The sequence below is a fragment of the Acidovorax sp. Q11 genome (assembly GCF_054950075.1).
This window is the reverse complement of sequence record NZ_JBUDZG010000120.1, coordinates 1-282: the sequence shown is the minus strand read 5'-3', so window position 1 is coordinate 282 and position 282 is coordinate 1. Positions and strand designations below refer to the sequence as shown.

Below are 282 nucleotides of genomic sequence, written 5' to 3'. Positions count from 1 at the left end.
GCATGCCCTTGAGGCCATCGGTCACGGCGATCAGGATGTCATGGACTCCGCGCGTCTTCAGGTCGTTGAAGACCTTCATCCAGAACTTGGCTCCCTCGGTGTTTTCGATCCAGATACCCAGGATGTCGCGGCTGCCATCGGGCAGCACGCCCAGGGCCAGGTACACGGCCTTGGAGCGAACGACAGCGTCCTCGCGGATCTTGACCCGCAGCGCGTCGAAGAACACGACGGGGTACATGGGCTCAAGCGGGCGCGTCTGCCAGGCAGTGACCTCGCTCATCA

Annotated in this window: 1 protein-coding gene; it reads right to left on the bottom strand. The window is 62.8% G+C overall.

Translation table 11 applies throughout. From position 1 onward, the window contains the following. Positions 1–282, bottom strand: a 282-nt coding sequence (locus ACYZGB_RS22945) for a transposase (RefSeq protein ID WP_462391292.1), incomplete at both ends; no start/stop codon positions are given.